Annotated in this window: 7 protein-coding genes; all 7 read left to right on the plus strand. The window is 44.1% G+C overall.

Annotated elements, in window-relative coordinates; translation table 11 throughout:
- Window positions 1-10 precede the first annotated feature (10 nt).
- The 7 genes from ACQCT8_RS11460 (at window position 11) to ACQCT8_RS11490 (ending at window position 7,653) form a co-directional block, all read left to right on the plus strand.
- Window positions 11-2,119 carry a BglG family transcription antiterminator gene (locus tag ACQCT8_RS11460; RefSeq protein ID WP_426871219.1) on the plus strand — a complete coding sequence of 703 codons (2,109 nt, stop codon included), beginning with the start codon at window positions 11-13 and terminating at the stop codon, window positions 2,117-2,119.
- The gene (locus ACQCT8_RS11465; protein WP_426871221.1) at window positions 2,116-2,550 is read left to right on the plus strand and encodes a PTS sugar transporter subunit IIA; all 435 of its coding nucleotides are present in this window, start codon (window positions 2,116-2,118) and stop codon (window positions 2,548-2,550) included. Before ACQCT8_RS11460 ends, ACQCT8_RS11465 begins: the two co-directional genes overlap by 4 nt.
- Entirely contained in the window at window positions 2,547-3,707 is a 1,161-nt protein-coding gene (locus ACQCT8_RS11470) for a mannitol-1-phosphate 5-dehydrogenase (RefSeq protein WP_426871223.1), read from the plus strand. Before ACQCT8_RS11465 ends, ACQCT8_RS11470 begins: the two co-directional genes overlap by 4 nt.
- 152 nt (window positions 3,708-3,859) lie before the next feature.
- On the plus strand, window positions 3,860-4,708 hold the full coding sequence (locus tag ACQCT8_RS11475) for a M15 family metallopeptidase (RefSeq protein ID WP_426871225.1): 849 nt from the start codon (window positions 3,860-3,862) through the stop codon (window positions 4,706-4,708).
- A gap of 112 nt (window positions 4,709-4,820) precedes the next feature.
- Window positions 4,821-5,765: an ABC transporter permease subunit gene (locus ACQCT8_RS11480; RefSeq protein WP_426871227.1), complete on the plus strand. Its 945-nt coding sequence runs from the start codon at window positions 4,821-4,823 to the stop codon at window positions 5,763-5,765.
- Window positions 5,762-6,652 carry an ABC transporter permease gene (locus ACQCT8_RS11485; protein ID WP_426871229.1) on the plus strand — a complete coding sequence of 297 codons (891 nt, stop codon included), beginning with the start codon at window positions 5,762-5,764 and terminating at the stop codon, window positions 6,650-6,652. The genes ACQCT8_RS11480 and ACQCT8_RS11485 overlap by 4 nt, the downstream gene beginning before the upstream one ends.
- A gap of 11 nt (window positions 6,653-6,663) precedes the next feature.
- Window positions 6,664-7,653, plus strand: a complete 990-nt coding sequence (locus ACQCT8_RS11490) for an NAD-dependent epimerase/dehydratase family protein (protein ID WP_426871231.1) — start codon at window positions 6,664-6,666, stop codon at window positions 7,651-7,653.
- Window positions 7,654-8,011: the final 358 nt, after the last annotated feature.

The following is an 8,011-nucleotide window of genomic DNA, read 5'->3' on the forward strand; positions in this document are numbered from 1 at the left end:
GTGCTGAGTGATGGTTTATGTGACGGGCAGAGAAAGAAAAATAATTGAATCTTTGCTGCGCACTCAGCATCAATTTACCACGATTCGAGAACTGGCAGACGCTATGGACGTCAGTTCACGGACCATTCACCGCGAGTTAAAGAAAATAGAGCAGATGCTTGCGAAGTATTCAATTACTATTGAAAAACTGGCAGGAGAGGGGATCCGGCTCTCCGGGGATGGTGAAAAAATTCTTCAGCTTGAGGCTGCGATTCGTGAAGGCGGCGACCATGATCTGCAGCAGGATGAGAGACTTGTCCTGCTGCTGCATTATTTAATCCGTCACCGGGAACCAGTTAAAGCAGCAGTCGCAACACGTGCTCTGAATTGTGCGCTTGGCACACTGATGCAGGACCTGGATTTATTAGAAGAAGCCGTTAGACCGTATGGACTCTCGATTATTCGCAAAAGAGGATTTGGCATCCAGCTGGCCGGATCCGAACGTGAACGGAGAAGAGCTCTTGCAACGTTATTAATTGAACAAATTGACACCGCTTCTCTTTATTCGATGGTCGACGATCATTTTGTGATTCCAGGCGGCCTTGATGAAAAAATTGCGAATATCGTCAGCAAGGAATTAGTGACGCAAATTGAACGGCTGATTATGGATGAAGTGAAAGAACTTCCATATACCATCGCAGATTCAGCCTATATGGCGCTTGTTATTCATATTGCACTTGCGATGGACCGTATACAAAGCGGAGAGCAAATTGAGCTTGAGGAACATGTGATTCAGGAACTCAGGGAATCACCGGAATTAAAAGTAGCGGAGTCATTAGCGAGGTCTTTATCTGCAGAATTTAATGCCGTTATACCGATTGATGAAATTGGCTACATGGCGATTCAATTAAAAGGGGCAAACCGAAAAGAACAACTGTCTGTTACGAACCTTGAACAGTCGGAGTGGACATTGATTGTGCAGTCCATCATTCAAAAAGTTGGAAAGCAGGTAGGGGTTAATTTGACAGATGATCATTCCTTATTTGAAGGATTGATCGCTCATCTTGAACCTGCCATTCACCGTGCTGAAGAAGGATTGCAGGCATTTAATCCTCTTCAGCAGACGATTAAGGACGACTATCCTATTTTGTATCATTCACTTGAGCAGGTGCTGAAGGAGGTTTTTCCGCAGCTGGAGTTTTCAATGGGAGAATTAGCTTTTCTTGTCCTCCATTTTGCATCCACGCTCGAGATGAGAAAAGAATCTGTGTCCATTTCAGCTCTAGTCGTTTGTTCAAGCGGAATTGGCACCTCAAAAATGCTGGCAAGCCGGTTGAAAAAGGAATTTCCAGAAATCACGGATATCACGCTGTCTTCTCTTCAGGATGCAAGGATGCTGACACTTGATCAGTTTGATATGGTCATTTCAACGGTGGGCTTAATGGATCTGGATAGAGAATTTCTTTTAGTGAGTCCATTGCTTCCTGAAAACGAAGTCGAAAAGGTAAAACGGTATCTTCAAAAAAATATGCCGTTCATTACGAATAAAAAAGGGTATAGAACAACAGAGGTCAATTTATCATCAGATGTGCCTGTTCTTGATTCTCTTAAGAAAATCAATCATCTCACGTCTGTCATGATGAATCTGCTGACTGATTTCGACGTAATTGAGGCAGAGGATGGCAAAACAGAAGAAGATTTGCTGGAAATGGTGGATGCTTACTGTGCGGGCATACAGGCAGTCAGCAGTGAAAACATTGTAAAAGAGCTCCTTGAGGCAAGAGAACATTTAGGCGGCCTGGGTATCCCGGACACCGGCCTTGCTCTTTATCATGCAAGATCAGAAAAAATTAAACGACCTCTTTTTGTCATATTTGATTTGAAGACGCCCGTCTCCATCAAGGCGATGGATTCTTCCGGTATTAAAATGGAGCGGCTTCTGCTTCTTATCGCACCGGACGGACTTGGTCAGGACGTGTATGAATTGCTGAGTTTAATCAGTGCTTCCATTATTGAAGAGGACCATCAGCTGGCGATGTTCACAAATGGCAGCAAGGCTGATATTTATCGCTTGCTTGAAAGAAAATTTGATCAGTTTATACGAAAAAAAATGAATTTATTTTTGGAGGGATCAACATGAGTACATTATTAACAGCTCAAAATATTTTATTAAACACATCTCTAAGCACGAAGGAAGAAGCGATTGAAAAGGCAGGAAAAATTCTGGTAGAACAAGGCTATGTCACTGAAAATTATGTGACAGAAATGAAAAAACGGGAAGAATTGACGTCCACATTCATGGGGAACTTTGTGGCCATTCCTCATGGCACGGAGGAAGCGAAGACAGAAGTGATTGCTTCCGGCCTGTCCTTTCTTCAAGTTCCTGAAGGCGTTGACTGGAACGGAGAAGAAGTGAAGCTTGTGATTGGGATTGCAGGTAAAGACGGAGAGCATCTTGAACTGCTTTCTCAAATTGCCATCGTCTGCTCGGAAATGGAAAACGTTGAAAAACTGGCTTCGGCTTCATCAGAACAGGAAATCATTCAGATTTTTGAGGATGCAGACGTATGAAACGTGCCGTTCACTTTGGTGCAGGGAATATAGGACGCGGATTTATCGGTGCGGTTTTGTCAAAAGCCGGATATCACGTGGAGTTTGTGGATGTAAACGAAGAAGTCATTAAAGAATTAAATCGTACAGAACAATATACGGTTCAAATTGCTTCAGAGCAGAAAGAGTCGTTTATCGTAAATCATGTTTCAGGTATTCACAGCTCCACTCAAAAACAGGATGTTTATCGCGCAATTGCAGAAGCAGATCTTATCACAGCATCCGTAGGGCCTGGGATTCTGCCGATCATTGCAAAGGATCTGGCAGGGGGACTGACAGAAGCTGCTCAAAAAGAAAAACTGCACGAGCTGAATATTGTAGCCTGTGAAAATATGATCAACGGAACGAGTTTTTTAAAAGAAGAAATAGAAAAACATCTTTCCCAGGAAGTTAAACAGGAAGTACATGAAAAGATCGGTTTTCCAAATTCAGCTGTAGATCGCATCGTACCCATTCAGCATCATGAAGATCCTCTAACAGTTGAGGTGGAGCCATTTTTTGAATGGGTGATTGAACAGAAAGACTGGAAAGGCGACGTTCCGGTTCTTGATGGAGTACAGTTTGTTGAGGATCTGAATCCGTTTATTGAACGGAAGCTTTTGACGGTCAACACCGGCCATGCGGCCATTGCCTACTTAGGTCTTGCAGAAGGCTTCACGACTGTAGATCAGGCAATCGCCGACCCATCCATCAAGCAAAAAGTCGAAACAGTACTGGACGAAACAAGTGAGTTCCTTATTAAGAAGTATGATCTTCAAAAAGAGGAACATAAAAAATATGTACAGAAAATAATTGAACGTTTCCGAAATCCTTACCTTTCAGATGATTTGTCCCGTGTAGGCCGCGCACCGATCAGAAAGCTTGGAGCAAAAGAGCGCCTGGTTTATCCTGCAGTGTCTTTAATGAAGGAAGGAAAACAGCCTGAAGGCCTCATTCAAGCGATTGCCGCTGCACTTTTATTTGATGAAAAAAGTGACCAGGAGAGCCGGGAGCTGCAGCATGCGGTGCATGAACAGGGAGTAAAACAAGCATTTGCTCAAATAGCCGGGTTGCCGCCTCAGGATGAATTAGTGCTGGAGGTAGAAAAACAGTTTTATCAGTATATCGAAAAAAGATAAATATAGGCAGTCTGACCAGGTTGAACGAGTTACTTGGGCAGACTGTTCTTTTTTATTTCAAGACTTTATTAGTCTTATACGGTAATTGTTTGATAGAATGGAGGGTAGGTAAATAAATGATAACAGGGTCTTAGGAAAGGAAATGTTTCATCATGAGTAATGATCGTTTATTTAAAAATAAGAAAAAAGGAACAAAAGTATGGATTACGCTGGCTGTTCTTTTTACCATATTTCTTGGAGCCTCTTTAGGCGCATTAAGTGTGTATAATTGGTCGGTTGAAAAAACAATTCAGGGTTTATTTTATAGTTCCAGTCAGCCGGAAACAGAGGAAGAGAACGAAAACGGCGAGAACGAGCCTGCACCGGGTCGGGAACAAAATCCGGATGAAGCTGCTCAGGAGCCCGAGCCGACAGAGGAAGAAATAGCAGAAGAGCCTGCACCGGCTGAAGAAGAAGAGCCAAAGACACCTGAAACGGTTAAAGAGCCCACGTACATTCAAGGTGTTCTGATCGCCAATAAACAGTACCCGCTTCCGGTGGACTATGCACCGGGAGAAAGTGAAGAAGCGAAGGCTGCATATAATGAATTGCAAGCTGCAGCAGCGGAAGCGGGCTTCGAACTCATCGCCTTCAGTACATACCGCTCCTACGAATACCAGGACGAACTGTATCACAGGTACGTAGATGAGCATGGCCAGGAAGAAGCAGACCGATTCAGCGCCAGACCCGGCTATTCTGAACACCAGACAGGACTGGGATTTGATATAGGAGAAGTTGGTCAGGAAGCTCTGTGGGCCGACGATGCCTTTAAAGATACTGAAGCGGCAAAATGGCTTGAAGAAAATGCGCACCAATACGGCTTTATTCTTCGCTATCCTCCAGGGAAAGAAGACATAACGGGTTACCAATACGAATCCTGGCATTTCCGATATTTAGGAAAAGAGCTTGCTAAAAAAGTGTATAGCAGCGGCTTAACGCTGGAAGAATATTTAAATATCTGATTTCGTCATCCAAAGCTGTCCGGGGATTCCTCTGGGCAGTTTTTTTCGTTTCTCTAATTAAATGAATAGGTTATACTATTTAGAATAGTGTGAAAAAAGAGGGTGCAGTTGGATGACGGTAAAAATTTTAAAATTGGTAGGAGTATGGGTGCTGGCATTTAGTCTTTTGCTTATCTTTCTCCTGGTGCCAAGAACCATGGATATTCAGTCAAATGAAGTGGGAGCGTTTGTATCTCCTGGCTACACGTACTCATTTTCAGTCCACTGGGACAATATCCAACTATTTTTCACTCAGCTGATGAGTGAGGAGGGACTGGGGATGGATCGACACAATCAGCCGCTGCTTGGCCATGCCTGGGAAATGATGCAGAGAAGTCTTTGGCTGATTGTACCCGCACTGGTTCTTAGTTTTGTTGTGGGAATTGCAAAAGGAGTTTTTGATTTCAGCACCAGAAACAGCAGGAAAAAGCCGTTGGGATTACATACCACCTGGCTGGGCCTGTCCATCCCCGATTTGTTTATAATCGTCGCTTTGCAAATGGGTTTTATGTATCTGAATGTTAAGGGGATTGTGACGGGTTTAAGCTTATATGGCTATGGGAGTGTTGAAATTATCATTGTTAATATTTTTTATTTGTCTCTTTTTCCTGCTTTCTACATAGCAAAGGCAACCTATACCGCTCTCAGTGCAGAGCAGGGTCAGGACTATATCCGAACCGCCAGAGGAAAAGGCATCGCGCATTTTAAGATTTTATATGTACATATGTTGAAAAATGGTTTGGCGCATGTTTTCTTACATACGAATACGATGGTTTTATATGTCCTGTCTAACTTATTCGTCGTTGAATTTCTTACCCAGTACAGGGGAGCTGCCTACTATTTTAAAAAGCATACAGAGGCTGCTCAAAGGATTGTAACAAATGATGCCCTGGTGGTAGACGTTGGAGCGGTGGTCGCTTTCACTTTCTTCTTTACGGTGCTGATTCTTATATCTTCTATCATAAGCCAGGTTGCACGGTCTCTTCTGGTGCCGATTGAAAGGGGAGATGAAGCATGAACCGGTCTCTTGCTATTGGATTTACGATGCTTATTTTACTATTACTCATGGCATTCATAGGGCCTTATGTTTCTTATATTGACCGAAATATTGAGCATCTGGGAGCTGTTTATACGGATGACGGTATTTTAGTGCCGCCTTTTTCTCCTTCTATTGATTTTCTTTTAGGATCAGATCGACAGGGCAGGGATGTCCTCAGCTTACTCGTTGTTGGAGCAAGAGAAACACTATTTGTCCTCCTGGCGATCGTCGCTATCCGATTTGCTTGTGCCGGAGTACTGGGAATTGGTGCTTATTATTCTTCTGTGATGAAAGCTTTGCTTGCCCTCTGGAATCAAGTGTTCTCATTCATGCCCTCCATCTTTTTTGTTCTTTTTGTGATGGGGCTGCCGTTCATTTTATTTTCTGAACAAAGACAGTTGTGGTTTATTTTAACAATTGCTCTCGTGGAAGCAGGACGATCTGCAAAAATACTGCACGGAAGCATAGAGCAGGTATCGAAAAAAAGCTATGTGGAAGCCGGTATTGTCTCAGGATGCTCGCCGCTCACATTATTTACACGCTACTTTTGGCCAAGCCTGAGAATTCCGCTTGTGACAAACTTTATCACTGATATGGGAAGAGCCCTCTTTTTACTGGCTCAGTTTGCGGTCATTGGTGTTTTCCTGCAATTTTCATTTGATTCATTGCGATACGGTGGAGTGGATACCGTTAATAATTCGTACATCTGGCCATCCTTACTTCATAACATTCACCAGGATATTCTGTCTGCACAATGGGTTGTCCTATCCACTGTAGGCATCATTGCATACACCATGATGACATTTCATTTTTTAAGTGACGGGATCGGGAACTATTATGAGAAGAAATACAATCGAATTCAATAGGAGGCGGTTACATGAATCTGTTGATTTTAGGCGGTACACAATTTTTAGGGAAGCACTTGGTGGAAAGTGCTCTAGACGCAGGTCATCACGTGACGATATTTAATCGGGGAAAAACCAATCAGGATTATTTTCCAACCGTGGAAAAAAGGAAAGGAGACAGAAATGGGGATCTGACTTCTTTAAACGAAGGAAAATGGGATGCCGTCATTGATGTTTCAGGGTATACGCCGAGCCAGGTGAAAGCGACTGCCGACCTTTTAAAGGACCGTGTTCAGCAGTATGTTTTTATTTCAACCATTTCCGTCTATGGAGATTTTGCTAATGGACCTGCAAAAGAAAACGAAACATTGTTAGCGGAAATGGAGGGAGAGAGTGAAGAAATTACAGGGTCTACATATGGTCCGCTAAAGCAGAAATGCGAAGAAACAGTGAAAGACATATTTGGTGAGGCAGCACTTTGTATACGTCCCGGGTTAATTGTGGGGCCGGATGATCCGACAGACCGTTTTACGTACTGGGTGGAACGAACAGCACGGGGCGGAGAAGTCTTAGCGCCAGGTGAGCCCTCGCGTATTGTTCAGTGGATTGATGTGCGGGATTTAGCTCATTGGGTGATTCGGATGACTGAAAAAAAGAGTTCCGGAACATTTAATGCAGCCGGTTCACTCGATACGTCAATGGAGGAGCTGTTACTGACGGCCAAACAAGTGACCGGTTCAAATGCAGCATTTAAGTGGATTAAAGATGAGTCGCTTGTAAGCCATGAAGTCGGGGCTTTTGTTGACATGCCTTTTTGGATCCCCCGGAGTGAAATACATCCGGACGGTTTTATTTTAGCGGATGCGCAAAAAGCGATTGAGCAGGGACTTTCATTTCGTTCACCTGAAGAAACGATCCGCGACACTCATCATTGGCAGGCTGCAAGAAAAAATCATATCTGGAAAGCAGGTCTTGCGGCAGAGAAAGAAAGGAAGATTCTGCAGTCTGGGGGTAATGAATAAGGGGGACCGGTTCATTTCCGCTCCGCCCGGAGGCTTTCCGCGTGGCGGGAGGTGAGCCCCATTGATGCTTTCGCATCTGCCTGGTCTCACCCTTCCCGCTTTTTCACGCAGGAGTCCCCGGTCTCCGCTCCAATGAACCTATTCTTTGGTCATTTCACTTGTACATATAATGTAGAACCGCTGTCTACTGTTCTTTTTGCCAGTCACTGATTTTTTTGAAAGAGGGAAGAAGGGACCGGTTCATTTCCGCTCCGCCCGGAGGCTTTCCGCGTGGCGGGAGGTGAGCCCCATTGATGCTTTCGCATCTGCCTGGTCTCACCCTTCCCGCTTTTTCACGCAGGAGTCCCCGGTCTCCGCT

Source organism: Jeotgalibacillus proteolyticus, from assembly GCF_050107735.1.
GTDB classification, from domain to species: domain Bacteria; phylum Bacillota; class Bacilli; order Bacillales; family Jeotgalibacillaceae; genus Jeotgalibacillus; species Jeotgalibacillus proteolyticus_A.